At 71.8% G+C, this 26,492-nt stretch carries 15 protein-coding genes; 7 read left to right on the top strand and 8 right to left on the bottom strand.

All coding sequences use genetic code 11. The annotated features are described in order from the left end of the window. Positions 1 to 83: 83 nt before the first annotated feature. Entirely contained in the window at positions 84 to 881 is a 798-nt protein-coding gene (locus tag ACIO1C_RS06005) for an alpha/beta fold hydrolase (protein ID WP_401859065.1), read from the top strand. Here ACIO1C_RS06005 and ACIO1C_RS06000 read toward each other — a convergent pair. The 4 genes from ACIO1C_RS06000 to ACIO1C_RS05985 all read right to left on the bottom strand — a co-directional run bounded on the left by ACIO1C_RS06000 (position 874) and on the right by ACIO1C_RS05985 (position 6,778). Further along, the gene (locus ACIO1C_RS06000; RefSeq protein WP_401859063.1) at positions 874 to 2,232 is read right to left on the bottom strand and encodes a VWA-like domain-containing protein; all 1,359 of its coding nucleotides are present in this window, start codon (positions 2,230 to 2,232) and stop codon (positions 874 to 876) included. The two genes, ACIO1C_RS06005 and ACIO1C_RS06000, sit on opposite strands and share 8 nt — an antisense overlap. After that, entirely contained in the window at positions 2,229 to 3,491 is a 1,263-nt protein-coding gene (locus ACIO1C_RS05995; RefSeq protein WP_401859134.1) for an AAA family ATPase, read from the bottom strand. The genes ACIO1C_RS06000 and ACIO1C_RS05995 overlap by 4 nt, the downstream gene beginning before the upstream one ends. A gap of 240 nt (positions 3,492 to 3,731) precedes the next feature. Then, the gene (locus tag ACIO1C_RS05990; protein WP_401859061.1) at positions 3,732 to 5,258 is read right to left on the bottom strand and encodes a hypothetical protein; all 1,527 of its coding nucleotides are present in this window, start codon (positions 5,256 to 5,258) and stop codon (positions 3,732 to 3,734) included. An 89-nt stretch (positions 5,259 to 5,347) separates the two neighbouring features. Next, a complete protein-coding gene (locus tag ACIO1C_RS05985; protein WP_401859059.1) occupies positions 5,348 to 6,778 on the bottom strand; it encodes a helix-turn-helix domain-containing protein in 1,431 nt (476 codons plus the stop codon). A 182-nt stretch (positions 6,779 to 6,960) separates the two neighbouring features. On the opposite strand from ACIO1C_RS05985, the gene ACIO1C_RS05980 reads away from it, so the two are divergent. The 3 genes from ACIO1C_RS05980 (at position 6,961) to ACIO1C_RS05970 (ending at position 11,437) form a co-directional block, all read left to right on the top strand. Further along, complete coding sequence (locus tag ACIO1C_RS05980) at positions 6,961 to 7,692, top strand: DUF4232 domain-containing protein (protein WP_401859057.1); 732 nt, start codon at positions 6,961 to 6,963, stop codon at positions 7,690 to 7,692. Between the two features lie 446 nt (positions 7,693 to 8,138). Beyond that, positions 8,139 to 9,899 (top strand): 2-isopropylmalate synthase, encoded by a 1,761-nt coding sequence (leuA, locus tag ACIO1C_RS05975; RefSeq protein ID WP_401859055.1) that lies wholly within the window; start codon positions 8,139 to 8,141, stop codon positions 9,897 to 9,899. Positions 9,900 to 10,192: 293 nt separating this feature from the next. Then, positions 10,193 to 11,437 (top strand): DMT family transporter, encoded by a 1,245-nt coding sequence (locus ACIO1C_RS05970; RefSeq protein ID WP_401859053.1) that lies wholly within the window; start codon positions 10,193 to 10,195, stop codon positions 11,435 to 11,437. A 41-nt stretch (positions 11,438 to 11,478) separates the two neighbouring features. Here the strand turns inward: ACIO1C_RS05970 and ACIO1C_RS05965 are convergent, their stop codons facing one another. Beyond that, on the bottom strand, positions 11,479 to 14,649 hold the full coding sequence (locus ACIO1C_RS05965) for a LuxR family transcriptional regulator (RefSeq protein ID WP_401859051.1): 3,171 nt from the start codon (positions 14,647 to 14,649) through the stop codon (positions 11,479 to 11,481). 195 nt (positions 14,650 to 14,844) lie between these two features. Here ACIO1C_RS05965 and ACIO1C_RS05960 point away from each other — a divergent pair, with 195 nt between their 5' ends. The 3 genes from ACIO1C_RS05960 to ACIO1C_RS05950 all read left to right on the top strand — a co-directional run bounded on the left by ACIO1C_RS05960 (position 14,845) and on the right by ACIO1C_RS05950 (position 21,986). Further along, positions 14,845 to 17,958, top strand: coding sequence for an AAA family ATPase (locus tag ACIO1C_RS05960; RefSeq protein WP_401859050.1), 3,114 nt, complete (start codon positions 14,845 to 14,847; stop codon positions 17,956 to 17,958). 118 nt (positions 17,959 to 18,076) lie between these two features. Further along, positions 18,077 to 18,718, top strand: coding sequence for a response regulator transcription factor (locus tag ACIO1C_RS05955; protein WP_401859048.1), 642 nt, complete (start codon positions 18,077 to 18,079; stop codon positions 18,716 to 18,718). A gap of 115 nt (positions 18,719 to 18,833) precedes the next feature. Beyond that, positions 18,834 to 21,986 carry an FG-GAP repeat domain-containing protein gene (locus ACIO1C_RS05950; RefSeq protein WP_401859046.1) on the top strand — a complete coding sequence of 1,051 codons (3,153 nt, stop codon included), beginning with the start codon at positions 18,834 to 18,836 and terminating at the stop codon, positions 21,984 to 21,986. Between the two features lie 165 nt (positions 21,987 to 22,151). Here ACIO1C_RS05950 and ACIO1C_RS05945 read toward each other — a convergent pair whose 3' ends face one another. The 3 genes from ACIO1C_RS05945 to ACIO1C_RS05935 form a co-directional block, all read right to left on the bottom strand. Further along, positions 22,152 to 22,979 carry a hypothetical protein gene (locus tag ACIO1C_RS05945; RefSeq protein WP_401859044.1) on the bottom strand — a complete coding sequence of 276 codons (828 nt, stop codon included), beginning with the start codon at positions 22,977 to 22,979 and terminating at the stop codon, positions 22,152 to 22,154. A gap of 243 nt (positions 22,980 to 23,222) precedes the next feature. Beyond that, a complete protein-coding gene (locus ACIO1C_RS05940) occupies positions 23,223 to 24,758 on the bottom strand; it encodes an HtaA domain-containing protein (RefSeq protein WP_401859042.1) in 1,536 nt (511 codons plus the stop codon). Positions 24,759 to 24,920: 162 nt separating this feature from the next. Further along, positions 24,921 to 26,420 carry an HtaA domain-containing protein gene (locus ACIO1C_RS05935; protein WP_401859040.1) on the bottom strand — a complete coding sequence of 500 codons (1,500 nt, stop codon included), beginning with the start codon at positions 26,418 to 26,420 and terminating at the stop codon, positions 24,921 to 24,923. Between the last annotated feature and the right edge of the window lie 72 nt (positions 26,421 to 26,492).

Here is a 26,492-nt window from a genome sequence, read left to right as displayed (position 1 = left end):
GGAAACGGGACAGCGTCCCGTTTCGTCGCCATGCGGGGAGCCGTTCCGTCCCCGCGCAACCCCCTGAGCGGAGCGAGAGAACCATGTCGACCTACTTGCTGGTGCACGGCGCCTGGCACAGCGGACAGTCCTGGGAGCGCGTGGCCCCCCTCCTGACGTCGGCCGGGCACCGGGTGTACGCGCCGTCCCTCACCGGCTACGGCGACAAGGCGCACCTGCTCGGCCCCGGGGTGGGGCTCGACACCCACGTCGAGGACATCGTCGCGCTGATCACCGAGGAAGACCTCGCCGACGTGATACTCGTGGGACACAGCTACGCCGGGCTGGTCATCTCGGCCGTCGCCAACCAGCTCCCGGACCGGACGCGCCGGTTGGTCTACCTCGACGCGATGGTCCCGGAGGACGGCGAGAGCGCGGTCGACGTCATGCCCGTCAGCCAGGTCCTGATCGACCGGGCCCTCGCGTCCGAGAGCGGCTGGCGGATCCCACCGCTCCCCGAACTGCCCCCGCCCTTCGGACTGTTCGGGGTCACCGACCCGGCGGACGCCGCATGGCTGCGCACCCTGCTGTCGGACCAGCCGGTCCGCTGCCTCCAGCAACCGGTCCGCCTCGACAACCCGGCCGTGAACACGATCCCCCGTACGCACATCCACTGCACCGTCGTGCCGGAAGGCTTCGTACGGCGGCCTGTCCCGGCGACGCAGCCCAACGGCACCCCGGCGCAGGTGCTCGAACTGCCCACCGGCCACGACTGCATGATCACACTGCCGGCCGAACTCGCCGATCTGCTGCTCAAGCTCGGCTGCTCAAGCTCGGCGTCGAAGCCTGACCAGGGCCTCGCGCGACCGGGTGACGGGGCTTCGCCGGCCCGGCTCAGTTGATGGTGACGACATTGGCCCAGGAGGGCGGGGTGTCCGGGATGTAGGCGGGGTCCTCCTCGTCCGTGGCGGGGGCGGGGCGGGGGAAGAGGCCCACCACCGTGCGGCAGGGGGGCGGGGCGGTGGGCCACGGGGTCTGACCGTCCGTCAGGGCGACCACGACGTCCGGGCGCGGGCGGGAGCGGAGTGCGCGGGCGAAGCCCGAGCGGAGGTCCGTCCCTCCGCCGCCGATCAGTTCCATGTTCTCGGCGCGGCAGAGCGGGACGGCGATCCCGGCCGCCGCGTCGCAGGAGATCACCGAGACCAGGTCACGCCGTCCGCCCACCGCCCGCGAGATCGCCGCCACCTCCAGCAGCGCGCTGCCCAGCTCGGCGTCGCTCACCGACCCCGAGGTGTCGATCACCACGCAGACCCGGGGAGGCCTACGGCGCAGGCTCGGCAGGAGCACACCGGGCACACTGGCCGAGCGCCGGGACGGACGGCGGTAGCTGTGGTTGTCGCCCACCCCCTGCGCGCTCGCCGCCGAGCGGATCGCCGCCCCCAGCAACCGCCGCCACGGCTGCGGGGGTTGGAACGCCACCTCCGCCCACCGCCGCCACCCCTCCGGAGCGTCGCCCGGCCGGCCCCTGATCCCCTCGGCGACCCGGAAACGGACCGCGTCCCGCTGCTGTCCGCTCAGCCCGTGCGCCCCGCCGGGCCCCAGCTCCCACGGCCGGCCCTCCCCGTCGGCACCACTGCCGCAGTCCAGCCACGCCAGGTCCCCGGTGAGCCCCGACATGGACGACCGCCGCAGGTACTCCTCCATCAACAGCTCGTCGGGCATCCCCAGTAGAGAGGGCAGCACCGCCCCGGAGGGCCGGGGCAGGCCGTCGCCGTAGATGTCGTCGTTGATCTCGAAGTCGGCGGCGATGTTACGGCGCAGCCGCTCGCCCGGCCCGTACTCCTCGTGCTCCCGGGCGTACCGCTCGCTGCGCCCGTGGTGGTCCCGGAGCAGGTGGGAGACCTCGTGCACCCAGACGCCCGCCAGCTCCTCCACCGGCATGCGCGCCACGAAGCCGGGCGAGACGTAGCAGCGCCAGTGCGCGTCCACGGCCATCGTCGGCACCGACCGGTCCTCCACCACGTGCAGCGCGAAGAGCGCGCTCGCCAGGTAGGGACGGACCTTCACCGCGTGGAGCCGGGCAGCGAGCAACTTCTCCGTGTCCAGGGGGAGTCCGGGGCCGGGTTGGTGGTACGGAGTCCGGGGTCCTGGCGGTGCCGTCGATACGGTGGCCCGCACCGGGCGGGGTGGCGCGGGACGGGGCAGGGGGCGGGGCACGGGGCGGGGCTGAGAGTGCTGCGCGGGCCCCGTCATCGGCGTACCCCTGTCGTGCGACCGGCGCCGGCCGCCGCTGCCCGTACCACCGAACGGTCCGCCCGCCGGGCCACACCGATCACCCCCGTCAGCCGTTCCACCGCCTCCGGCACCTCCCACTCGTCGCGCCGCAGCGAGGCCAGCACGGTCGCGGGCGCGACCAGGAGGTCCGGGGCGCCGGTCTCCAGCGCCCGTACCAGCACCGCCCAGCCCGCGTCCCACCTCGCCCGCTCGGGCCGCGCCCCGACGGCGGCGACCACGGCCTCCAGCGCGGCCTGGCGCAGATCGCCCCGCACCGGCAGCTCGGCGGCGGCCGGGTCGGCGAGCAGGGACTCCGGGTCCGGGAGGTCCATCCGGTCGAGGTGGGCGAGGAGTTCGAGCCCGGGCCCGTCGCCGACCGTGCCCCGTATCAGCAGGGCCAGCACCTCCCGGGAGACAGAGGCCGCCGTACCGAAGGCCAGCAGCGCCAACGCGGCCTCCCAGCTCCGGGGCGAGGGCCAGGCACCGCCACGCCGTGTCTCCGTACTGGGCAGCCGGTGGATCAGCGTCGGCCGGGCTTCCAGGAATCCGCAGACCGCGCGGCGGGCGAAAGCCACCGCCTCGGACAGGCGCTCCGGCACCAGCCGGGGCAGTTCCGCGCGGGGCCAGACCCCGCCCAGCCCGCGCACCACGACCTCCCGGTCGTGCACCCAGTACAGATGCACGAACCGGTTGGCCAGCGGCGGGCTCAGCTCCCACCCGTCCGCCGCCGACGCGCTCGGATTGGCGGCGGCCACGATCCGTACGTCCGGCGGCAGTTGGAGCGCGCCGACCTTGCGCTCCAGGACAACCCGGAGCAGCGCGGCCTGAACGGCCGGTGTGGCGGTGGAGAGTTCGTCCAGGAAGAGCAACCCCCGCCCGGCGCGGACGAGTTCCACGGCCCACTGGGGCGGCGCCATCGGGACCCCCTGCACGGCCGGGTCGTCGCCGACGATGGGCAGCCCGGAGAAGTCGGTCGGCTCGTGGACGCTGGCGATCACGGTGGTCAGCGGGAGGTTGAGGGAGGTGGCGAGGTGGGTGAGGGCCGCAGTCTTGCCGATGCCGGGCTCGCCCCAGAGCAGTACGGGCAGGTCGGCCGCGACGGCGAGGGTGAGCGCTTCGAGCTGCTCGTCGGGGCGGGGCTCGGTGGTGGTGGAACGGAGGAGGGCCAGGAGGTCGTCGGCCAGGGCCAATTGGGGGTTGGTGGGGGTGGCGTTCAGGCCCGGGGCGGAGGAGGGCATGAGCGTGCTGGAAGTCAGCATGCTGGACGTCATGGGCATCACCTTGGGTGGGATGAGGGGACAGGACGGGATGGTCCGTCCCGGATGAATGGCGTGGGTGTGCGGCGCGGGATGTGCGGCGCTGGCAGCAGAGTGCGGTGCGGGCAGGAGAGTGTGGTGCGGGCAGGAGAGTGTGGTGCGGGCAGGAGAGTGTGGTGCGGCGGCCGGTCAGCCGGTACAGCAGAGGCCAACGGCGAGTACTCAGATCAGAGCGGTACGGGGCCGGCCCCGGCTGCCCCGCTTGCGTTGCATCTCCGGGGGCGTAAGGCGGTCGAGTCGGGGGTGGCGGGTCGCCTTCGCGTACCTGCGGAGCGAGGCCTTTCCGCCCGCCGCCGCACCGGCACCGGGGTGCACGGCGACCAACCCCGAACGGAAGAGGCCGTGGTCGATACGGCGGGCGGCGGCCGACTCCAGTTCCTCCCGCAGCGGCCCGTCCCGCAGGACCGCGCCGGGACCGAGCAACCCCTCGACCACGGCCAGCGCCCCGGCGATGTCGCCGTGGCCCAGTCGTTCCCGTACCGCGGGCAGTGCCTCCGGGTCGCGGTGCACCTGGTCGATGGCCCGCAGGCAGGGCAGCGGGGGCCCGCCGAACGCCACCAGCAGCTCCTCCCGGCGCAGTTGGGCCGGATGGTGGTCGACCGCTGTGAGGGTGCCGTCCCGCAGCGCTATCCGGTGGACCTCGCCCCGGCACTCCACCCGGTGCGGATCCCTGAGCCGGGGGGTCGAGGCGGGGCCGGTCACCGGCTCTGAGCCGGCCCATGCCTCCGAGCCGAGCGCCGCCAGCGCCCCGGCGACGAGCGGATGCAGCCGGTCGGCCGCGATCAGCCCGTTCCGTAGCAGCTCCAGATCCGGGAGGACCCGGGCCGCCGCCTCCGGCAGCACCGGAAGCGCCGCGATCCCCTGCGGTGGCAGTGGTCCCCGCAGCGGCCGGAACGTCGGGGCGTGGCTGTCGTCGGGGGCGACGAGTTCGAGTACGGCGCGGCTGCGCGTACCGAGCCGGACGGCGAAGAGTCCGCGAGGGCGCCCCTCGGCCCGCAACAGAATCTCCGCCTCGGCGGCCCAACTGGCCTCTGCCCAGGGAGAGTTCGGCGCTCCGCCCGCACCGCACCGCCACGCCAGTTCGCCGCTCCGCCCGGAGTCCCAGAGGTGCCGGTGCAGGTCGAGCCGGAAACGCCGGTCGGGATGCGGGTGTGGGTGCGGATGCGGGTGTGCGTGTGGGTGTGGGTGTGCGTGCGGGTGTGCGTATGCGTGTGCGTGCGGGTGCGGATATGAATGCCGAGCGTGGCCCGGGGTGGTGCCGCTCCCGGACTCCTCCCACAGCGCCAGGGACATCCGCTGTCCCGCGTCCGCCCAGGCCGGCGGTGTCCGCACGACCAGGTGTGACGGCGTGGCGTCCCCTGAACTCCCGTAACGGGCAAGGGAGATGGTGAGCCCGGCGCGGAGCAGCCCGTCGGGGGCGCTCCGGGGCATGTGCCAGCGGAGCAGATCCGGTGCCAGGCGGCGCAGATCCGCACGAAGGCGGCCGGCGAGTTCGGTGCCGTGGCGATCGCGCACGGCGCGCAGATCGAGATCGACGTCGACTCGGGCGGCGGCGCACGCCCCGGCCCAGTCACCGACGGCACGCCGTGCGGTCGCGGTCTCGATCATGGACGGTGGTACGGCGTACTCGCGCACGCGCTGCCACATCAACAGGTGGGACGGAATCGAGTTCTCGAAGTGAGGTGCCATCAGCACTCACCTTGCGAGAACGATTCCCCCGATCCGAACGAGGAGTTTTTCTTCATCCCCGGCATCATAGGCACCGCGACGAGGATCTGTCAGCCGCCTTCCCGTACGATCCACTCGCCGCCGCCCAACGGGTAGTCGTAGCCGGGGCGGGCGGCGCCGGCGCTCGTACGGAACGGGGTGCCGTCGTTGTCGATGTGGACCGTGCCGCGGCGGCTGCCGCTGGACCACTCCAGGCTGAGGTCCCAGCGGACGTCGTGTGCCGTGGCGTGCGCGGTGATGTAGAAGATCTCCGGATCGGACTCGCTGACCTTGTACGGGAAGTCGCGTTGGCCGTTCTTGACGTTGACCGTGGGGCTGCCGTTGTCGAGGTCGATGTCGAACGACTTGGTGTCGACGCCACCGCCGCAGCCCACCCCCATCGCGTAGTCGTTCCAGGCGAGGGGCGCGCCCTTGGTGACGACGCGTACGTGCAGCGCCTCCAGGACAACCGTGTCCTGGCCGGTGCCTTGGACGGTCAGGGCGACTCGCTGCTCCCCCGAGGAGACCGCGCCGTAGGCGGCGGCCCAGCGCGGCGCGTCCTGCTCGCTCGCGGGCGGGCCGACCTGCTCGGGTTCGCTGTCGACGAGGAAGTGCTGGCTGCACGGGTTGTCGTAGATGTACGGGCGGGTGGCGACGTTCAGCGGTACGGCGTCGCCGCCGCCGGCGGGGTCGGCGGCGCCTTGCCCGGTGCCGTCGTTCGATGCGCCGGGGGTGGTGGTGCGCGGCGGGGAGGCGGAGGCGGAGGGCTTGCGGGTCTCGCGGCGCTCCCGGCTCGGGGAAGGTGTGGGGTCGTCCGTCGCCGACGGCTGTGGTGGCTGCTCCTTGCCGGAGGTTACGGAGGTGGCGCCGGCCGCCCCCCGGGCTCCGGTGTTGTGCTCGCCGCCACCGAAGGGGCTCTGGGCGGCGAGCACCACGGCTCCGAGTACGGCGGCCACCGCGACGGAGGCGATGAGGGCGGTGCGGCGACGGCGTGAGGGCGCGGGGGTGGGCGGGATGTCGACCACTACGGGGTCGGCGGCGGAACCGGCCTCCTCGGCGGAGCCGGCCTCCTCAGCGGAACGGGCCTCCTGAGCCGACCCGGTGGCCGCAACGGAACCGGCCGCCGGAAGGGAGCCGTCCGCCGCGCCCGCCCCCGGTACCGACCCCACCCCCGCAGCAGAACCCGAGCCCGAGCCCGACCCCGGCCCCGCGGCCGACTCCGCCCTCCCCCCTCGTACCGCGTCCGCCAGGATCCACCGCCGGTGCAGCTCCATCAGCTCCTGCGACGTCGCCCGGCAGACCCGCGCGAGGCGCTCCACCGGTGCGTAGTCGCCGGGCACCGCGGCGCCGCTGCAATAGCGGTGCAGCGTCGACGTACTCATGTGCAGCCGCTTGGCCAGCGCCCCGTAACTCAGCCCCGAGCGCTCCTTCAGCTCCAGCAGCAGCTCCGCGAACTCCTCAGCCCTTCCGGCCCCGGTCGCCTCCGGCACTCGTCCCACCATCTCCCGTGTCCCCGACGTCCCATTCAGGCGTTCCAGGACGACTGCGTTTCCCCAGCTCAGAGCCCGTTTCAGCGTCCCGGCGTCCCGGACTCCCCGCTGTCCGTGGCGGTCGGGACGGATCGCCCCACAAGCTCCAGTCATCCAAGCACCACACCCACCCGAACACCCAAGGGGCCCAGCACATGTCCAGCATCCGGAACTCCCGTACCCGCCTTCTGACCGCCGCCGCGACCGTCGCGCTGGCCGCTCTCTCCCTGACCGCTTGCAGCGACGGAACGGGTACGAGGGACGAGGGCGCGTCGAAGGGCCCCGCCAAGAACGCACCGGCAGCCGCGACCGCCCCCGAGTCGTCCCCCGCCTCGTCGGCGTCCGCCTCGGCCAACGCGAAGCCCGCCGACACCACCTCGAAGCCGTCGAAGCCCTCGGAGCCCTCGAAGCGGTCGACCGTACGGGCCTCCACCGCGAAGGCCCCGGCCGCCGTCGCCAAGGTGGTGACCTGCGAGGGCTCCAACACCAAGACCGTCGCGGCCCCGCTGAACCGCCCCGTCAACCACATGCTGCTCACCGTCACCAACACCGGCGGCAAGACCTGCTACCTGTACGGCTACCCGATCGTCCGCTTCAGCCAGGCCCAGTCCGTCCCGCCGGTCATCGAGGCCTCCCAGCCGCAGGCCGTCGTCACCCTCGAACCGGGCGAGTCCGGCTACGCCTCCGTGAGCCTCTCCGCCGCCGACGGCAGCGGCGAGTACGGCTACACGGAGAAGTCCCTGTCCATCTACTTCCAGGGCCGCTCCACCAACGGGAACACCGGCAAGGCCGCCTACCCCAAGCTGCCCGCCAAGGGTGTCTACATCGACGACTCGATCCAGGTCACGTACTGGCAGCAGTCGATGGACGACGCCATCAGCTGGTGACCTCCCGCGGCACGTGCACCGGCGGGACGGGCGGGCATCGGGGGTTGTACCGGCGGGCAACGTCCGTGGGGGGCGTGGATTGTGGATGGGGGCTTGCTTGAGGATGAGGGGACGGGTCAGGTGTGATCCCGCGGCACCCCATCCGTACCGCAAGGATCCTCCGTGGCAGCGCGGCCACGAACCGGGCCGGTTGGAGCGTGTCGGCGATCCCGCCGCGCAGCCGGCGTCCCGGTGCGGTGTTGGTCGGCCGGTGACCCTGCGGTCGGCCACCCTTCCCTTCCGCACCGGGCCGTCCGCGTCACCGGCGCCGCCATCGCCTCGGCGCGCGGCCCGACCGGCGCCGGTCCAGTAGCGCGTCGATCCCCCCGCCCGGGCCGGGTGGGGGGCCGCCGCGCTCGGCCGGGCCGTTCCTCGCCACCGAACAGCACCCCAGGAGATCTCCCCCCATGCCCGACCCCTCCGTCCGCCGCCCCACACCCCTGACCGCCGCCGCCCTCCCCCAGCGTCCGAGCGCGATGCCGGTCCACAAGTACCGGCCGTACGAAGCCGTCGACCTCGCGGACCGGGCCTGGCCGGATGCCCGTATCACCAAGGCCCCGCGCTGGCTGTCGACCGATCTGCGGGACGGCAACCAGGCCCTGATCGACCCCATGTCGCCCGATCGCAAGCGTGAGATGTTCGACCTGTTGGTGCGGTTGGGGTACAAGGAGATCGAGGTCGGTTTTCCGTCCTCCGGTGAGACCGACTTCGCGTTCGTACGGTCGATCATCGAACAGGGTGCGATCCCGGACGACGTGACGATCTCCGTACTGACGCAGGCGCGTGAGGAGTTGATCGAGCGGACCGTGGAATCGTTGAGGGGCGCCCACCGGGCGACCGTGCATCTCTACAACGCCACCGCGCCCACCTTCCGCCGCGTGGTCTTCCGCGGAACGAAGGAGCAGGTCAAGCAAATCGCCGTGGACGGAACCCAGTTGGTGATGGACTACGCCGACAAGATACTGGGCCCTGACACCGTCTTCGGCTATCAGTACTCGCCGGAGATCTTCACCGACACCGAGCTGGACTTCGCGCTGGAGGTCTGCGAGGCCGTCATGGACGTCTGGCAGCCCGAGGCCGGCCGCGAGATCATCCTCAACCTGCCCGCCACCGTGGAGCGTTCGACCCCCTCCACCCACGCGGACCGCTTCGAGTGGATGGGCCGTAACCTCTCCCGCCGCGAGCACCTGTGCCTCTCCGTCCACCCGCACAACGACCGCGGTACGGCCGTCGCCGCCGCCGAACTGGCGCTGATGGCCGGCGCCGACCGTGTCGAAGGCTGCCTGTTCGGGCAGGGCGAGCGCACCGGCAACGTCGACCTGGTCACCCTCGGCATGAACCTCTTCTCCCAAGGCGTCGATCCTCAGGTCGACTTCTCACAGATCGACGAGATCCGTCGTACGTGGGAGTACTGCAACCAGATGGAGATCCACCCCCGTCACCCGTACGTCGGCGACCTCGTCCACACCTCGTTCTCCGGCTCCCACCAGGACGCCATCAAGAAGGGCTTCGAGGCGAGGGAGGCCGACGCGGCGGCGCGCGGGAAGACTGTGGACGAGATCGAGTGGGCGGTGCCGTATCTGCCGATCGACCCGAAGGACGTGGGCCGTTCGTACGAGGCCGTCATCCGGGTCAACTCGCAGTCCGGCAAGGGCGGTGTCGCGTACGTCCTCAAGAACGACCACCAGCTGGACCTGCCGCGCCGGATGCAGATCGAGTTCTCCCGGATCATCCAGACCAAGACCGACGCCGAGGGCGGCGAGGTCACGCCCGGCCAGATCTGGTCGGTCTTCGAAGATGAGTACCTGGTCTCCGCGCACCACCCCTGGGGACGGCTCGCGCTGCGCTCCGCCCCGGTCTCGGTCTCCACCGACGGGTCGGACGCGCTCACCGTCGAGGCGGTCCTCGACGGCGAGGACATCACCCTGACCGGCGAGGGAAACGGCCCCATCTCGGCCTTTGTCGACGCGCTGGCGGGCATCGGTATCGACGCCCGGGTGCTGGACTACAGCGAGCACGCCATGAGCGAGGGCGCGAGCGCGCAGGCCGCCTCGTACGTCGAATGCGCCGTCGAAGGCCACGTGCTGTGGGGCATCGGCATTGACGCCAGTGCGACCTGGGCCTCACTCAAGGCCGTTACTTCGGCGGTCAATCGCGCACGGAGATGACGATTGTCCGGGCTGTCGTCCGCCGGCTTACGGCGGTGCGAATTCTTGCCTTTGCCCGTCAGTCCTCTTCGCACTGTACAAAAGGGCGAAGTTTTGATCGGGCGCGTGCGCGGCACGGTCGGATAATTGGCCGCCGCCCATCAAACGGGCATTTAAAGGGCGTTGAACCGCCCGGGTGACGCAACAACCTTCATCTACCATCTCGTTCGATCGATAATTCTCGTAGCAAGTGGATGCGCGCATGGATATGCATATGGATACGGAAACGTGAACATGAACGGGATTACGCGGGCGTGAAGACGAAACTCGATCCGCTGACCGTGACCGCGATGGTCGTCACCATCGTCTCCATCGCGACCACCGCCCCGCTGACCGCCGCCGCCACCGCGTCGCCGCTCGCCATGGCCTTCTGGCGCAACTGCCTGGGCTTCGCCGTACTCGGCCCTCTGCTCCTGCTCCTGCGCCGCCGCGAGGTGGTACGGGTCGTGCGCGGCGAGCGCGCGCTGCTGCGCCGGGAACAGTGGCGGCCCCTGGTCTTCGGCTTCCTCGCGGCCACGGCGCTCGCCCTCCACTTCGCGGCGTTCATGACGAGCACCCGGCTCACCACGGTCGCCATGTCCACCGCTCTCGTCGCCACCCAGCCCGTCTGGCAGGCCCTCATCGCCGCGGGCCAGGGCGCCAAGACGTCCCGCAGGACGTGGACGGGGCTCACGCTCTCCGTCGTGGGGGCGGCCGCGGCCGCCGGTTTCGACATCAAGGCCGGCGGTACGGCGCTGCTGGGCGACCTGCTCGCCCTCGCGGGGGCCCTCGCCCAGGCCGGGTACACGGCGCTGAGCGAGAAGTCGCGCGCGGATGTGAGCACACCGCTGTACTCGACGTTCACGTCGCTGGTCTGCGGTTTCGAACTCCTCCTGGTCTGCTGGCTGGTGGACATCCCGCTGACCGGTTTCGACAGCGCCACGCAGTGGTCGCTGCTCGGGCTGCTCGTCCTTCCCCAGCTTCTGGGGCTCGGTGCGCTGAACTTCGCCCTCGGGAGGACGTCAGCGACGTCCATGAGCGTCCTCCTCCTGCTGGAGACCCCCGTGGCCGCGCTCATCGCGTGGTGGCTGATGGGGCAGAACATCGAACTGGTGACTCTCCCCGGGCTGTTGCTGATCATCGTGGGCGTGACGGTCGTGCTGACGAGCGGCGGCGCGGAAGAGGCGGCGGCGCGGCAGGGGACGTACCCGGGCACATACACAGGCACGTATGGGGCGGGCGTACCGCCGTATCCGGACTACGCGCCGCACACACCCCAACTGCCGTTCGATCCTGAGCAGGTGGCACTCCGGGAGGATGCCGCCCGTCGCGACCCCCGAGTGGACTGGGCCATGTACCAGGAGAGTCACCACGAGAGTCCGACGGTCAGGTTCACCTATCACGGTGCGGGGGCCTTCGACACGGTGCATTTGCGCAGGCCGCACTCTGACGAGGACGAGTGGCAGAGGCAGAGTGAGAGGGAGAGGCAGGCGAGGTCGGAGGCTGGGCCGGAGCACTGACGGTCGGTCCGGATGTGGCGGGGGGGGGATACCCCCGGGGCTCAACCGGTCGGGGGCGCCGGCCCGTCGCCCCCTCCGTGCCGTTCCGGCGCGCCGGTGTCGGGCACCAGCCCCTGCCGGACCAGGCTGCCGTCCAGCCAGGCGGCGGCCAGTTCCGCCCTGGAACGGCACCCGGTCCGCTTGAACAGCCTGGTCAGCCGCTGTTCCACCGTCTTCTCGCTGCACCCCAGCCGGACGGCGATCTGCCGGTTGGTGGACCCGTCGCTCACCATGTCGATCAGCTGTACGTCCCGTTCGCCACGCTCGTCCCGCTCACTCCGCCCGCCCCGGGCGGCGCGACGCCTGGGGAGCGCGACGTTCCGCCGACGGGCCGCGGCGCCGAGCCGACTGCGGACGGGCCGGCCCATACCCAGCGCGTGCCCGCTCCGCGTCGCCTCGGCCAGCCACCGTTCGGGGTCGTCGCCGACCTCCGCCAAGCACCCGCAGCAGTCGACCAGCAGGGGCACGTCGCCTCGCTCCCGTACCAACTCGTATGCGGCCAAGGCACTTTGCGCGTCGCCGTGCGCCATGCCGCGTCCGGCGAGCACCGCCTCGTGTGTCATGGGCGAGGCGGTCTCCTCGTGCAGGTTCTCGATCTCCGCCATGGTGTGTCGTATCGCCTCGGGGTCGTTCCGCTCCACCGCAATCGACAGGATGCGGAGCAACACGCGGTCGAGGCCGGCGAGCAGTCCGTGCTCACGCGCCCGCCGCACATCCCGCCACGCCGCTGCCACCGCCCCGGCCTCCATGGCCTCGTCCCCGTGGCCCGACCAGTGGCGGACGCCCAGCCGCGCCCGGGCCACCAGCGGATGGCTGACCGAGTCCGGGATCAGGTCGAGCCACTCGCGGGCGCGGCCCAACTTCCCGCGTACCAGCTGGATTTCGGCCGCCAGCGCCCGGGCCAGCTGCCCGACGCCCGGCGCGCCGTCGGCCCGGCCGCGCGTCTCGATGCGACGGGCGGCTGAGAGCGCGCTGTCCCACTGGCCGGTGAGGTAGTCGCGCACCATGGCGTGGTACTGGACGGCCGTGCTCTGCCCCGCCCCCACGTACCGCTCACCGAGCACAGCTTCGAGAGCGCCGGCGAGGTCTCCGTAGGCGGCGGCGTTGCGGAGCTGGTCGAGGGCGGGGTGGCTCGGACCGCTGCCTGGGGCGTCGTGCGCGAGGACGTGATGGGTACGTTCGAACTCGGCGCGGCTGCCTACGGCGGCGGCGAGGAGGCGCACCTCGGCGAGGGACGGGAGGGGGTCGGGGTCGGGGTCGGGGTCGGCTGCCCGCAGCGCGATGGGCTCCGGCGACCCCGGAAGTCCCCCCACCAGGAGTGTCGTCGGTGTGATCGGTGTCGTCGGTGTGATCGGTGTGATCGGGCCGATTCCGTACGCTCCGCCGAGCGCCGCCAGCGCGGCGGCGGCGGGTACTTGTGCGAGGGCCACGCCGTATCGGGGGTCGACATCGTCGGTCCGCGGGGACCGGTGCTCGTGCAGCGTCGACAGGGTGCATGCCCGGGTGACCCATTCGAGGTGGTCGCGATCCTCAACGCGAGGCTCGCCGGGACCGTACTGACTGTCCGCACCGCCCCCGCCGTCCCTGCCGCCCTCGCCGTACCGTCCCTCCAGGCACGCCAACACCCCCTCGCCCAGGGCGAGGACGCCGACATGGTCAGCGTTCCGCAGGCTCAGGACAGCGGATTCGCGCAGCACGCCGGTCGTTCTGGGGTCGTCCGGCGACAGGTGCCGCAAGGCCGAGTGGTAGGCGCGGGCCCCCCACGAGGGGTCGGACTTCGCGCTCGTACGGGCGGCGGCCAGGAGCAGCGGCACCGCGAGCGCGGCGTCGAGCGTCGTGCCCGCCGCCGCGACGTGGTCGGCCAGCCGGGGGTGCGCGGCGCCCGCCGCGACGGCGCCCAGCCGGTCGGTCACCGCTGTGGTGATCGCGGCGTGCAGCGGTCGCACATCGCGACACCCGGGCAGCGCCCGCAGCGCCACGGCGAGCGCGGGAACGGCGAACGTGACGCGACCCGCCCGGTCGACGGTCACCACCCGGTCCCTGACCAGCCCGTCCACCACACGCCCAAAGGCTTCGGGCAGCCCAGCTCCACGCTGCCCAGCTCCACCCTGCCCAGCTCCACCCCGCCCCGCTCCACCCGGCCCCGCCCGAGGCAGGCCCCCTCCCGGCGATCCGCCGCCCCACGCCCCCGCGTCGGGCGGCCCGCCCCACCGCGGCACCCGGTGCAGGTCCTCAAGCCGTAGTTCCGCCTGCCCGGCCAGGCGGGCGAGCGCGGTCGCCGTCTCGAACGTCTCGGTGTCCGGCGACGCGTGTGGCCAGCCGAGCCGGCCCAACTCCCCCGCGTCCAGGGTGAGCCGTAGCTCGTCCTCCGGAACGGTCAGGCACACCTGGCCGTCGAGTTCGAGCAGGCCGCCGCACTCCTCCAGCGAGGCGAGCACCGACAGAACGGCCCCCGGACTCCCCGCCAGCGGGCCCAGCGAACGCAGCACCGCCGTCACCAGGCCGGGTTCGACCGGGCGATCCAGCCGCCGCACGATGAGCTCGCCGACCTCGGCCGACAGCAACGGAGGCAGTTCGATCACCCGGTCGGCCGCCGCGAGCAACTGCCCACCGCCACCGCCCTGTCCCGGGAGCGACGGCCGGCCGGCCAACACCACCGGCACACCCGCCGGGCGGAACGCGCGCAGCAGCAGCCCCAGAGCGGAAGCCGTCGGATCCGGCATCCGGTCGGCGTCATCGACGACCAGGGCGAACGGGACCTGACGAGCCGCGTCCGCCAGCACCTCGCCGAGGGCGGAGAGCAGGGCCGGCTCGCCGCCCCGGCCGACGGCCTGTGACTGCGACCGCGACTGTGACTGTGACTGCGCCCGGCGCACCGTGGTCACGCGCGCCAGGATCCGACCGTCGTGGATCTTGGCGAGTACGCCACAGACGGCGTCCGCGAGGGCGGCGGCGCCGGCCGGCCCCTCCGCTGCCTCCCAGCCGAGCCGCAGGACCTTGGCGCCCTTCTTGGCCGCCGCCCGCCGCGCCTCGTGCAGCAGGGCGGTCTTGCCGGTACCGGCCGCGCCGGCGACCAGGAGGGTCCGTACCGCGGCCCCTGTGGCTCGTAACGCCTGTGCCACTTCCCCGACTTCGTCGTGCCTACCGACAAGAGGCGAACGGTACTGCTGCACGAAAACTCCCTGTTCGTCCGGGTTCGCCACGTCGAACGGCCCGAGGGGACGTGAGGTTTGCGTGAACCTCCCGAACAAGCCACCATCATTTGAGTCAGATTGGAAGGTCGTCAAGCGGTCCCCGCCCGAGCGTGGGGGCGCCCCGCCCACCACGTACGCAGGCCGATCGAAGATATGAAAGATATGGCGGAATCTGTGGCTGCTCGGACAGAGACCGAGTTGGTCTTCGGCGGCTCGGCCGCGCGCTTCCACGGGCCGGGCGGGCGTCTGCTCGGCCGGGACGCCGAGTCGGCCGGGATCGACGACGTCCTCCGCGACCCGAACGGGCCGCGCCTGGTGCTGGTGCGGGGGGAACGGGGCGTCGGGCGGACCGCGTTCGTACGTGAGGCCGGCGAGCGGCTGCGCGCCGAAGGGGTCGCGGTCCTGCCGGTGGACTGCGTTCCGGGCGACGACGAACGTCCTCTGCTTGTCGCCTTGCGAGTTGTCATGGCGCTGGAGGACCACCGGACCGCCGCGACAAGACGTCGACCGGCGCACAAGGCGGCCGGGGAGACGTTGCCCGGCGCGCTGTCCGCCGTGCGAGAGGGCGACGGTACGGCGATGGCGGAGGCGCTCGCCACCGCTCTGGCCCAGCCGACACCCGCGGTGGTGGTCATCGAGGACGTGCAGCACGCGGACGCCGAATCCCTGGCGCTGCTCGGCGGGTTGGACCTCGGGGGCCTGCCGCCCGGCGCCCGTCTGGTGATCTCGGCGCTCCGGCCCACGGGACCGGCCGGCACGGCCGTCGACCAGCTGGCCCGTACCCGCTCCGCTCACACCATCGTTCTGCCGCGCCTCGGGACGGACGACGTCACCGCCCTCGTCGCACAGCGGTTGCGGGCCGTGCCCGACGCCGGCCTGGTGCGGCGGGTCCGCCGGCTGAGTCGTGGGATCCCCGGGGCCGCCGACGCCCTGCTCGCCGCGTGGGCGGAGCAGGATGCGATACGTATGGCCGACGGGCACGCCTTCCTTGGTGTCGGAACACCGGCCCCCGTACTGCCGGACGACAACAGGTACGTCGTGGCCCTGCGGTCGCTCGGCGAGCCCTGCCGGGCCGTCGCCGCCGCGCTGAGCGTTCTGTGGCCGCTCGGCCGGCCGGCCGCGGAGTTGCTGGCGGCGGCGACCGGCCTGTCCGCCGAGGCAGCCGGCCACGGCCTCCGTTCTCTGGTGGACGAGGGCATCGTGGACGAACTGCCCGGACAGGACGGCGGCACCGCTCCGCTCCGAGGGTGGACGTTCCGCGTGCCGCTGGTGGCACACGCCGTACGGGAACGTCTGGGGCCCCTGGAGCGCGCCCGTCTGTCCGCCCTCGCGGTGGAGGTGCTGTGGGCGGCCGGAGCAACGGCGGCGGGGGCAGAGAGGGAAGCGCCTGCCATCCTCGACGAGGCCGACGCCGGCACCTACCTCCCCGACCGGATCGCCGAAGCCGGGACCCTCGTCGACCCCGAACGCGCCGTGGCCGAGCTGACGTCCGCCGCACAGGCCCTCTACCCCGACCTCGACCGCCGGGGAATGCTGCGCTGGTACCTGGGGGCCGTCCGCCTCATCGAGGAGCCGACCGCCCGCAGCCTGACGGTGCTGCGGTACGGGCAGGCCGCCCACGGCAGCGGTGACTACCCCACGGCCCGGCGGGCGGCCGAGTGGGTCGTCTCCGCCCCGGTCGATGGGCTCGCCCCGCTGGCCCTCTACGAAGCGGCCACCCTGCTGGTGGCGTCGACAGCCGCCGACAAGGACTGGCCGGCGCTGTCCCGGATGGGTGACGCGTCCTGGTGGGACACGCTGCCGCTGCCCGCGATAGCCACCGTGGCCGGCCATAGCCAGGCACTGTGGCAGTTGGAGAAGTGGCAGGAGGCGCTGAGCCTGCTCTCGCGGACCGAGCCGGTCTGGCGGGCGATCCCCGACAGCCGCGCGCTGCTGGAACTGTGCGGCAGGGTCGCGCAGTTCGTGCTGGGCCGACCGGAACGGTTCATCCGCGCCCTGTCCCTGCCCGAGGCACCGGACCTGCCACGCAGCAAGGTGTTCGCGATGGTCATCGCCCAATTCGACGTGCTGCTCGGCACCGGCGACCTGCGAGCGGCCACGACCCTGCTGGCCGACCGTGAGATGACGCCCGACCTGCTGCCCGCCGGAAGCCGGTTCCTCCTGCTGCACCTCCAGGGCCGCTGGGACGAGGCGCTCACGCTGGCACGTCGGCCGCTGGTCGACGGCGGCGTGCTGAACGTGGTCCCCGGGCATCACCTGCTCCCCGCCCGAACGGCGGCCGTTCTCCTCGCGAGAGGCCGTATCACCGGCGCGAGCCGCCTGATCAGCAGCACGCGCGGGCAGACCAAGAACCACACCGACGGCCGGTCGGACGAACCCGTCGCCGGACGGGGCGGCGGACCGGGGGACGGGCCGGGCGGCGGCGCGGGCGGCGGCCCGGGGGACGGACCGGGGGACGGGCCGGGGGACGGGCCGGGGGACGACAGTCCGTCCGACCACCACACGAACGGCCCCCTCGAACACGTCCTGGACCACACCGACGCCGAAGTCCTCCGAACCATCGGCGATCTCGGCCGCGCCGAGCACGTCCTGCGGCGCGGGCTCAGCGCGGCGGACGCCCACGGATCCGTCTACGGCACCGACGAGTTGTGGGCCTCCCTCGCCGAGGTGCACGCGGAGGCCGGGCACACCCGTCAGGCGCTCGCCTGCCTGGAACGGCTGAAGCGGCTCGCCGGGCGGATGGGCAGCGGACGGACCCGGCTGCTGTATCTCCTGACGTACGTCCGCGTCCTGCGGCCCGACCCCCAGGACGCCCGCGCGCATCTGCTCGAAGCGGTCGAACTGGCCCGGCAGCGAGGCCAGTTGTTCGAGACGGCGGTCACGCTCGCGGCCGCCGCGCGCGAGAACGTGGACGCGGAGGCGCTGCTGCACGAGGCGTACGAACTGTTCGGCGAGACCGGTGCCACGCTGTGGCGCTTCCACACCAGGACCGCGATGCGCGAGACCGGGGTGGTCGTGCCGGGGCGCAAGCAGGCCACGGCGGAGAACGACCACCTGCTCGCCACCCTGCTGGCCGAGGGCCTCACCAACCGCCGGATCGCCCGCGTACTGCGGCTGAGCGAGGACGCCGTCGCGAACCGCCTGTCCCGGCTGTTCGCCCGTACCGGTATGCGATCACGCACGGAGGTCGTGACGGCGGTACTCGCCGCCGGCCCCCTGGGGACGACGGACTTCGGATCCGAGGCGGCCGGACCCGGCGTCGGACCCGGCGCCGGATCCGGCTCGTGACAGATTTCCCTGCCCTTGACGGAACAGGGGCCCACGGCACCGAATCCGCGCAACCACACATGACACGATCAGCCTCCTGAAGCGCATGAACCACTTGAGTCCCAGACGGAGAGGGCACATGCCTCAACAGGTACTCACCGACACAGTGCGTGTGGCGATCCACTCACCCGACGCCATCGTCCGGGCCGGGCTGGTCAGCTACCTTCAGAGCGACCGCCGCACCCGCGAGGTACCACCGGACAAGATCCGGGAGGCCGACGTCATCGTCGTCGCCGTGGACGTCGCCGGCGCCTCCTCCCTCGACCTGCTGAGCAGCCTCTGCGACAAGCCCGAGGCACGTTTCGCCATGGTCGTGGGAAAGCAGTGGCAGGCGGATGTCTCGGCCGCGATCGACCGCGGGGTCCGGGCCGTCCTGTGGCGCGACTCCTTCAGCCCGGCGACCTTCATCCAGACCCTGCTCACCATCACGGAGGGCGGCGGCAGCCTCCCGACCACCCTCCAGGGCACCTTGATGGAGCAAGTGCGCTGGACCCAGAGGGAAGTTCTCTCCCCACGGGGCCTGACGGCATCCGGGGTCAGCCCCCGCGAGGTGGACGTGTTGCGGCTCGTCGCCGAGGGTGAGGAACTGTGCGACATCGCGACGAAGCTGTCGTACTCCGAGCGCACCGTCAAATACATCCTGTACGGCCTGATGAAGCGCCTGCACCTGCGCAACCGCGCGCACGCCGTCTCGTACGCGATACGAACCGGCCTCATCTGACGCCCCTGCCTCCACTGCCTCCACCGCCTCTCCTGCCTCCCCGGGAGCAGCCGCGCCACTGGTAATCTCCGCTCACTTGTGCGAGGGCGAAGACCCTCGCGGGGAGGGACATCACGTGGGCAGACACGCCCTGAGACGGGGCGGTCTTACCGCAGCCGTCTCTTCGCTCGCGGTCGCGATCGCGGCCGCGGCCGTCACCGTTTCCTCCGGGGGCGCCGATTCCGCCCAGGGGGCCACGACCGCGGCCGCCGCCACCACACAGATCACGCTCGCCGACCCGAACTCGAACCGGCCGCGCGCCGACCGGCCGCTCAGCGCCGGTACGACCGGGTTCCTGCACCGGCAGAGCGGGGTCGGCGGACTGCTGTGGACGGACTACGAGCACGGCGGGACCGTCACCGTCAAGGACGCGACCGGCGTCTACACCCCCGGCCAGGGCTGTACGGACATCGACTCGGCCTGCCGTAACGGCTGGTACGGCGCGGGCAGCGACCTGGTCGCCCTGCCGTCGGCCCTGAGCAGCAAGTCCGTCACCCTCTGGGACCCGGCGACACGCGCGCTGTCGACCGTGACGTCCGACTACTACTACCGGGCACTGGCGGGCGACACCGTCGTCACCGGCCGCACCCTGATCGACACCGTGGACGGCGAGCGGCGCGAACGTCTCGTCACCGGGGACTCGTTCACCATCCCGGACAACGCGATCGTGGCCGCCGACGCCTCGGGGGTGGTGGTCAGGGACGGCTCCGATCTCTTCTCCATCAACCTCGAAACGGCCGTCAGCACGGAGGCGTTCACCGACATCGACGCCGACTCGCACTACGTACGGTACGTACAGAGCGAGAAGTGGATCGGCTGGTACGACATCTACACCGGCGACCTCCACCTCAATCCTCGTACCGACCCGGCGGCCGGCGAACAGGTCATCGATCTGCCGAGGTTCGAGGGCGTCGACGACACCCCGGTCCTGCTCGACAACTGGCTGTTGCTGCGCATGTACGGCACGGTCACGGCCGTGTCCCTCACCGACGGCTCCTCGCGCACGCTGCTCGACTCCGCCGGCGCGTACGCGATCAACAGCCCGGGCGACAACGCCTTCGTCACGGGTGGCACCGGCCCCACCGACTGGTGGGTGCAGCGTGTCGGCCAAGCGGCCGACGGTACGCCGGAGTTGACGAAGGTACGCGCGGTTCCGGCGACGGAGGACGTCAAGACCGGCGTCGCGCTCAGCCGGGGCAGCCTGCGTGTCGCGCAGGACGACACCAGCGGCAGCTCCAACCCCACCTCGATCCGGAAGCTGACCACCAACGGCAGCACCACGCTGTCGGCCTCCCCGGCCACGGAGGGCCGCTCCGTCAGCCCCGCGTGCCCGTACACCGGCGTCAACTGCACCCCGCTGTGGGGCAACAGCGGCTCCCTTCCCGAGGATGTCCACCTCGTCAGGTTCAGCGACGTCGACGGCGACGACACGAGCGGTCTCGAGAAGGCGGACAAACTCGTCTCCATCGATGAGCAAACGTCCGACAGTGTCCTGACGTTCAAGACCGGGGGCGGCGCGATCGTCGACGTCTCCGACGACTACGCGGTCTACAACTCCGGTGGCACCACGCCCATGCAGTACGTCGGTGAATTCGGCCAGGGGCAGCAGCTCAAGCGCACGATCCGCGCCGCCGCCCTCAACGGCTCCACCCTCTGGAGCGCCACCACGACCGCCGGCACGATCACCTCGTACAGCCTCACCGGGAAGAAGACGCTCACCACGGTCAAGATGCCCGGCGCCGGCTGCGTACCGACGGAGCTCCAGGCGGCGGGGCGCTGGGTGTACTGGGCCTGCGGGACCACCTCGGCGGGCCTGTACGACACCAAGGCCGGGACGTCGGTCGCCACCCAGCCGGGTGACGTCCTGCTCGGTGACGGATTCGCCGTACGGCACAACCACACCACGGACGAACTCGTCCTGACGGAGGCGGCCACCGGCGCCACCCGCGTGATCGCCTCCGGGCTGGCGCAGGCAGGCCGGGCCGGCTCAGGACCGGCCACCGACCGGCGCCACCGGTGGACGGTGGACGAGTACACGGGCCTGGTCGCCTGGTTCGACGCGTACGAGCAGACGCACGTCACCACGACCGGGGTGACCCCGTCCGTACCGACCATCTACAACGCCACGGTCGACGACCTCGTCTGGGCGAAGTCGTCGGACACCGACTCCAAGACGTGGAACGGCAGTTGGCTGCTGTCCCGGCCGGTCACCTCCTGGTCCCTGGCCTTCACCTCGGTCGGGAGCGGCGAGAGCGGCAAGGCCACCCGTACGATCACCGGCGGCGCCGCGTCCGCGTGGCTGGAAACGTCCTGGAACGGCAAGGCGACCAACGGGAGTTACTTCCCCAACGGCCGCTTCACCTGGACCCTCAAGGCGACCGGCCTCGGCACCACCGCGGCGGCCACCGTGGCCACCGGCACGGGATCGATCTCCGGAGGCGCGACAACACGCCACGACTTCAACAGCATCGAGGGCCAGCCGGACGGGGTCGGCGACGTCCTCACGCTCAACTCCTCGGGCGGCCTGACGTACCAACTCGGGACGGGGGCCGGGAAGTTCGGCGAAAAGCTCACGGGCACGGGGTGGGCCACCACCATCAAGGCGGTCCCGTTCGGTGACCTGAGCGGCGACCGCTGCAACGATGTCCTCGTCCGCCTCAGCAGCGGGGCCCTGCGCCTCTACAAGCCGGGCTGCACCACCGCGGTCAAGCCGACGACGTCGTACACGACGCTCGGGACGAGCGGCTGGACGCAGTACGACGTCCTCACCTCACCCGGCGACATCAGCGGCGACGGCCTCCCCGACCTGATCGCCCGCAACACCTCCACCGGGACGGTCTACCTCTACAAGGGCACCAGCGCGGGCAAGCTGTCCGCCCGCGTGAAGCTCTACGACAACTGGAAGACGTACAAGAAGATCGTCGGCACCGGCGACCTCAACGGCGACGGCAAGGCCGACCTGATCGCCCAGGACAAGTCCAACAACCTCTACCGGTACGCCGGCAAGGGCAACGGCACCTTCGCGGCCCGCGTCAAGGTGTTCAGCAACTGGGGCGGCTCGTACAACGTGATCGTCGGCACCGGCGACCTCAACCACGACGGCAAGGCCGACCTCGTCTCCCGGGACACTTCGGGCGTGCTGTGGCGCAACTACGGTGACGGAAAGGGCTCGTTCGGGGCCCGCACAAAAATCGCGACGGGCTGGAGCGGCTACAAGTCGCTGTCCTAGCGGACGGGTTGTAGTCGGCGCGGTGCCCCACACGCCGAAGGGGCCAGGAGACCCATCAGTCTCCTGGCCCCTTCGGCGTGTGGCACGGGAGGTGGACGCGGTTCTCCGGATCGCCCGCGCTCTCCGGTCGGCGGCTGTTGAAGGCCGCGGGGCCGCTTGGCCGGCCTATTCGTAGCCGAGAACCTTGTAGTCCTTGCTGACGAAGACGTGGTGCGGCCAGTTGACGCTGATGTTGTGGACCTCGTACTCGCCGTTGCTCAGCTTCACCACACGGTCGTTGATGCCTCCGGGGACGACGGCCTGGGCGGCCTTCGTGGCGTTGTCCGCCGCCTTGCCGCTGACGATCGTGCCCTCGCCCTCGGTGTAGTCCGGGATCTGGCCGACCGACTTGGCCGGTGACGGCGTGCCCTTCTGGAAGGGGATCACCCCTGCCGCCTTGGCCGCCGCGGCTCCGCCGTCGCCGCCCGGTTGTACGACGACCTTCGTGGCCGTGATGGTCGCGCTGTCGACCGTACCCAGGACGAGGACGCTGGTGCCCTTCTTCACCGCCTTGGCCGAGGTGCGGTGGGTGCCCTTCTCGTACGTCGTGGTGGACCCCTTGTCGACGGTCACCTTCACACCCGTCGCCGTCGAGAACGTGAAGCCCGACGTGGAGACGGTGTCGACGATGCCGGTCGCTCCCCCGGGGGCCGGGTCGGCCACGGGTCCGCCGCCGGCGGGGCCGCTGGGCTTGGGGGTGGGGGCGGGGGTGGCAGTGGGAGTGGCGGAGGTGTCACTGGCCGTTACGCTCGGTGAGGACGTGGAGTCCGCCGCCGAGGACGTGCCGGCTCCGGTGAGTCCGGCCACCGCGCAGGCCAGTCCGGCGGCCACGACCAATCCGCCGCTCTTCTTCGACAGCAGCCGCCGTGCCCATGGCCCGCGCGCCGCCCCGGCCGTGGTGACCTGGGCCGGCTCGTCCGTCGAATGGCTGCTCTGCTCGTTGTCGTCGTTCATGGTGCCGCTCCTCTTGCTAAGTCGACTACGGAGAGCCTCGCGAACGTTCCTGTCAGGACGCTTTGCCTGAGCTGAAGGACTGCTGGCAAACCCTGCGGACGTCGGGTCGCGAAAGGGCACGGATCCATACGTTTCATCCCGGGGACGGCCCCCGCCGCCGGCATCGGCGTCCCCGAACGCCTCTTCAGTGTTGACCGCCTCCTCGGGCACGGCAACCGGCCGAGGAGGCGCCTGGTAGGGCCGTTACGCCTGGTGGGTCTCGGTCGCCGAACGGCGGCGGGACGACACGACCACCATGGCCGCGCCCGCCGCCACGGTGAGGGCGGAGGCGGTGCCCAGGAACCAGGTCGGGATGTCGGAGCCGGTGGAGGAGAGGCTGCCGGTGCCGAGGGTGGTGGATCCCGTGGTGCCGCCGGTCGTGCCCCCGGTCGTGCTGCCGGTCGTGCCTCCCGTCGTGCCGCCGCTCGTGCCTCCGGTCGTACCGGTGGTCCCCCCGGTGTCGGAGTTTCCGCCCGCGCCCGACCCACCCGTACTCGGTCCGCCCGAGCCGCCCGGCAGTTCGCCGGCCTCGCTGAGGGCGAGGTCCAGGTCCACCGGGTCCAGTGCCGTGCCCGCCTTGTAGAAGCCGCCGAAGGCTTCCGCGCCGGCGCTGGTGAGGGTGGCCGCGACGTCATCGAGTGAGATCACGTCGTCGGTGGCGGTCAGGTCGGAGGGGGCGGCCTTGAGGTCGGCGAGGACCACGTCCTCGGACGTTTTGCCGAGGCTGTCGACGTCGGCGGAGAGCGTGCCGGATCCTCCGTCGAGTTCCACCCGCAGGCCGCTGAGTGTCAGGTCGAGGCCGTACGAGCCTCCCGACTCGTGGCCCTTGAACGTGACCGAGCCGGCGAAGGAGGCCGCCAGGGTGTCGGCGCCGAGGTCGTACTCACCCTCACCGTCGGTGAACGTGAAGGCGCCGTTGCCGGCGGCCTGCGAGGCACCGTCGGCGGTGGTGATCCCGCCCTTCGCGGCCCCGTCCACGACGTACGAGCGGAAGGATTCTTTTACGCCCCAGCCGAGTTGGCCATCGGCGATGTCACCCTGGTCGGGCGCCTCGGTGGGGGTCGGGGTGGGAGTGGGAGTGGGAGTGGGAGTCGGTGTGGGAGTCGGCGTAGGGGTGGGAGTGGGGGTTGGCGTCGGGGTGGGGGTTGGAGTGGGAGTCGGCGTGGGCGTCGGGGTCTCGGCCTCGCCCTCCTTCTCGACCACCGTCAGCGGGTCGCCCGCCGCGCCTTCGTAACTCCCGCTGCCGAGCGCGTCGGCCGCGCCCTTGGTGAGCGTCGTGGCCATGTCGGTCATGGCGCGGTTGACCGTGACCCGCGCGAGGGCCACGTCGTCGTCGGTCTTGCCGCCCCGCGTGACGTCGGCGGTGACCTCGGCCGTACCGCTGTTGAACTTGACGTCGGACAACGTCACTTCGAAGCCGTGGGCCACGGACCGGGCCGTCACCGCGCCGTCGAAACCGAGCGCGACCGCGTGGGTGGTGGAGTCGTACGTGCCGGTGCCGCCGGTGAAGGTGAAGGCACCGTTGTCCGCGGCCTGCGAGGCGCCGGACGCGGTGGTGAAGGTGCCGGCGGCCATACCGGTCACGTACGTGCGGTACGACGCCTTGATGCCCCAGGTCAGTTCGTAACCGTCGAGCGGTGTGCCGGCGGCGGCCGCGGGCGTGGCCAGCAGGGCGGCGGCGCCCAGGGTGGCGGCGGTGGCCATGGCGGCCGCGAGGGCGATGGGTCTACGGGTGGGCATGGGAAACGTTCTCCTCGGGAAGGTGATGGTGTTGAGAGGGAAGCTGGTCTTGGTCGGTGTGAGTTGTTCGGTGTGAGATGGTCGGTGTGACTTGGCCAGTGGGTCTCGGTCGGCGGTCGGCCAGTGGGTCTCGGTCGGTGGGTCTCGGTCGGTGGATCTCCCTCAGCCGGCCTGGTCCGTCAGCCGCGCACGCCGCATGCGTACAACCGCGAAGGCACCGCCCGCCGCCAGCAGCACACCCGCCGCGATACCCAGCGGCAGGACCGGGACGCTCGACGCGTCCGCCGCCGCCTCCGCCCTGGGCTCCGCGCTCTTGCCGGGCCGCCCGTTCCCGCTCCCCTCCGCCCCAGACGTCGCACCCGCCCCGCTGCCCAGGTCGGGCAGGGCGGGGAGCGCGGCACCGGGATCCAGGGCGACGGAGAGCGAGACGGGGTCCATCTCCGTACCCGCCCGGTACATGGAGTTGAAGGCCCTGGCCCCCTCCGCCGTGAGCTTCGCCGGCGCCTCCGTAAGCGTGACCAGGCCTTTCCCGGCCTTGAGGTGCTTCGCCTCGAAAGTGACCAGGGGAACGTCCCGCGTGGTGGTGCCGCCGCCGGTCACATCGGCGCTCAGCGTGCCCTCGCCGTCCTCGACGTTCACACCGACACCGTCGAGGGCGAGGTCGAGGCCCTGCGCGCCGGTGAAGCGGATCGTCCCCGCGAAGTCGGCGTCCAGCGTCTGCTTCTTCTTGTCGTACGTCCCCTCACCCCGGGGGAAGCGGAAGAGGGCCCCGCCGTCCTGGGCTCCGCCGGAGAGCGTCCATCGGCCGTGGGCGATCTCGCCGGTGACGTACTCACGGAAGGTACGGCGTACGCCCCAGTCGACGGCCCCGTCCTCGATCGCGCCCGGGGCTTTTTTCGCGGGGCTTTTGGCCGGCTTCTTCGACCGTTCCTCGGACGGCTTCTTGGGCGGCTTCTTCGACTCGGCCGCCGATCCGGCCGCCGTTCCGCTCCCGGACGACTTCGGCTTCGCCGCCCCCGTGGCCGGGGCGCCCTCGACGTCCGCCGACAGGCTGACCGGGTCGAGGGCCGTGCCCGCCGTGTAGTAGCCGGCGAAGGAACGTGCGCCCTGGGCGGTCAGTGTGGCGGGGAGGTTGGTGAGTTGTACGACGTTGCCGCCGCCCCTCATGTTGATCCCGCCGAGCGCCAGCGAGGCGAAGGCGACCTGCGAGGAGGTCGAGACCTTGCCGCTCCCCTTGGCCTTGCTGGCGATGTCCACGTACAAGATGCCGCCGCCCCCGGAGATCCGGACGGTCGGACGGCTGATCGTCATGTCGAGCTGGTACGTGCCGTTGCTCTCCCGGTGGCCGAGGAAGTGGACCGAGCCGGAGAAGCCCGCGGTGAACGTACCGGTGTCGGAGTCGTACGACCCCGTGGCCGAGTGGAAGCGGAACCGACCGTCCCCGACCGTGGCCGCGCCGCCCACGAGGGAGTAACTGCCCCGCGCGATCGGCCCGGTGACGTACGACTGGAAGGAGGACTTGATGCCCCAGTCGAGCCGTCCGCCCTGCACCGTACGGCTCGCGGCCTGCGCGGGGGTGGCGGGGAGCAGGGCCGCGGAAAGGGCTGTGAGGAGTGCGAAGGGTACGACGCTGAAGGCGCGCGTACGTCTGGACGATGGCATGCGGAATCCCTCCGGGCCCTAGCAAGATAGGTAAGGCTAACCTAAGCTACGTGATGGCTCGATGGGAACCCT

The sequence above is a fragment of the Streptomyces sp. NPDC087420 genome (assembly GCF_044744165.1).
Lineage (GTDB): Bacteria > Actinomycetota > Actinomycetes > Streptomycetales > Streptomycetaceae > Streptomyces.
This window is presented reverse-complemented; position numbering and strand designations above follow the sequence as displayed.

Excerpts from the sequence above, each read along its gene's own strand:
- leuA (WP_401859055.1), top strand. The coding sequence starts at position 8,139 with ATGCCCGACCCCTCCGTCCGCCGCCCCACACCCCTGACCGCCGCCGCC.
- ACIO1C_RS05995 (WP_401859134.1), bottom strand. The coding sequence starts at position 3,491 with ATGCCCTCCTCCGCCCCGGGCCTGAACGCCACCCCCACCAACCCCCAA.
- ACIO1C_RS06005 (WP_401859065.1), top strand. The coding sequence starts at position 84 with ATGTCGACCTACTTGCTGGTGCACGGCGCCTGGCACAGCGGACAGTCC.
- ACIO1C_RS05990 (WP_401859061.1), bottom strand. The coding sequence starts at position 5,258 with ATGGCACCTCACTTCGAGAACTCGATTCCGTCCCACCTGTTGATGTGG.
- ACIO1C_RS05980 (WP_401859057.1), top strand. The coding sequence starts at position 6,961 with ATGTCCAGCATCCGGAACTCCCGTACCCGCCTTCTGACCGCCGCCGCG.
- ACIO1C_RS05955 (WP_401859048.1), top strand. The coding sequence starts at position 18,077 with ATGCCTCAACAGGTACTCACCGACACAGTGCGTGTGGCGATCCACTCA.
- ACIO1C_RS05935 (WP_401859040.1), bottom strand. The coding sequence starts at position 26,420 with ATGCCATCGTCCAGACGTACGCGCGCCTTCAGCGTCGTACCCTTCGCA.
- ACIO1C_RS06000 (WP_401859063.1), bottom strand. The coding sequence starts at position 2,232 with ATGACGGGGCCCGCGCAGCACTCTCAGCCCCGCCCCGTGCCCCGCCCC.
- ACIO1C_RS05940 (WP_401859042.1), bottom strand. The coding sequence starts at position 24,758 with ATGCCCACCCGTAGACCCATCGCCCTCGCGGCCGCCATGGCCACCGCC.
- ACIO1C_RS05985 (WP_401859059.1), bottom strand. The coding sequence starts at position 6,778 with ATGGTGGGACGAGTGCCGGAGGCGACCGGGGCCGGAAGGGCTGAGGAG.
- ACIO1C_RS05945 (WP_401859044.1), bottom strand. The coding sequence starts at position 22,979 with ATGAACGACGACAACGAGCAGAGCAGCCATTCGACGGACGAGCCGGCC.